The following is a 1,589-nucleotide window of genomic DNA, read 5'->3' as shown; positions in this document are numbered from 1 at the left end:
AGCTTGCGGGCGTCGATGAACAGGATCTCGCCCCGCCGGTCGCGCAGTTTCCTGTCCCGCGCGATGCCGTTCGACTTGTCGCGGGCCAGGAACCACAGGCAGACGGGGATCTGGGTTGAATAGAAGAGCTGCCCCGGCAGGGCGATCATGCAGTCGATCACCTCGCCTTCGATCATGTTTTTGCGGATCTCGCCCTCGCCCGATTGCGTGGACGACATGGAGCCGTTGGCCAGCACCACGCCCGCCGTGCCGGTGGGCGAGAGGTGGTAAAGGATATGCTGAAGCCAGGCGAAGTTCGCGTTTCCCTTGGGCGGCACGCCATACTTCCAGCGCGGATCCTCGCGCAGCCGCTCGCCGCCCCAGTCGGAGACGTTGAAGGGCGGGTTGGCGAGGATGAAATCGGCCTTGAGGCTGGGGTGCTCGTCCTTGTGGAAGGAGCCTTCGGAATTCCAGCGGATGTCGGCGTCTATCCCGCGCACGGCAAGGTTCATCCGGCAGAGCCGCCAGGTGGTGTGGTTGCTTTCCTGGCCGTAGATGGCGATGTCGCCGATGCGGCCGCCGTGGGCCTCGACGAAGCTTTCGGACTGCACGAACATGCCGCCCGAGCCGCAGCAGGGGTCATAGACGCGGCCCTTCCAGGGCTGGAGCATCTCGACCATCGTTTTCACGACCGAGCGAGGCGTGTAGAACTCGCCCCCGCGTTTGCCTTCGGAGCCGGCGAATTCCTTGAGGAAGTATTCGTAGACGCGGCCGAAGAGGTCTCGCTCCTGCCCCTGCTCAGAGCGGGTGGAGATGTTGGCGATGAGATCGATCAGCTCGCCCAGCATGATCGCGGAGAGCGCAGGGCGGGCATAATCCTTGGGCAGCACCCCCTTGAGCGAGGGGTTGTCCTTTTCGATCGCCAGCATGGCGTCGTCGATGATCTTGCCGATGGTGGGTTGTTTGGCGCTGGCCTGGAGATGGGACCAACGCGCCTCCTTCGGCACCCAGAAGATGTTGTCGGCGAGGTATTCGTCGCGGTCCTCGGCGCCCTCGGGGTATTCGGCCATCAATTGGGCGTGCTTGGCCTCGAAGCTGTCGGAGATGTGCTTGAGGAAGATCAGGCCGAGGACGACGTGCTTGTAGTCCGACGGCTCCATGTTGCCGCGCAGCTTGTCGGCGGCCTTGAACAGCTCTGCCTCGATGCCCAGGGGGGCGTTGTTGTTCGTTGCCATCACTCCTCGCCTTCCAGTCGGGACGGGGCGACCTTGTTGCCGGTCAGCCTTTCGTATTCTTCGACGGACAGGACCACGACGACCGGGCGCCCGTGTTTCTCGACCACCACCGGCTCGGCACGGGCGAGGTCGATCAGACGGCCGAAGTTGTACTTGGCCTCGCGGGCGGAAAGTGCGGTCATGGGTGGTCCTCCCATGACGGGAAATGGCCGAAATGGCCATTGGAATCAATCGGAAATTGAAAGTAGCCGCGCTGGCGGACGTCCAGGAGAGCGGGCAAGCAGGATGGTGTTTATGGATGGGCGCGTGCGAAGCTGTTTGCAAAAGGCCTGCTATTCGACCTTGTGAAAAGATGGTTGCTGCGCCTCCCACTCC

At 63.0% G+C, this 1,589-nt stretch carries 2 protein-coding genes; both read right to left on the bottom strand.

All coding sequences use genetic code 11. The features are described 5' to 3' along the window. Nucleotides 1-1,214, bottom strand: a 1,214-nt coding sequence (locus F3H26_RS19220) for a type I restriction-modification system subunit M (protein ID WP_149777568.1), incomplete at its 3' end; no start/stop codon positions are given. Next, the gene (locus F3H26_RS19215) at nucleotides 1,214-1,396 is read right to left on the bottom strand and encodes a type II toxin-antitoxin system Phd/YefM family antitoxin (protein WP_149777567.1); all 183 of its coding nucleotides are present in this window, start codon (nucleotides 1,394-1,396) and stop codon (nucleotides 1,214-1,216) included. The genes F3H26_RS19220 and F3H26_RS19215, both read right to left, overlap by 1 nt. Nucleotides 1,397-1,589 lie beyond the last annotated feature (193 nt).

It is taken from the genome of Ruegeria intermedia, from assembly GCF_900129345.1.
Classification (GTDB): Bacteria; Pseudomonadota; Alphaproteobacteria; order Rhodobacterales; family Rhodobacteraceae; genus Ruegeria; species Ruegeria intermedia.
The sequence above is the reverse complement of the archived record's forward strand: the minus strand, read 5'-3'. Positions and strand labels throughout refer to the sequence as shown.

Coding starts and splice junctions, on each gene's coding strand:
- F3H26_RS19215 (WP_149777567.1), bottom strand. CDS start 1,396: ATGACCGCACTTTCCGCCCGCGAGGCCAAGTACAACTTCGGCCGTCTG.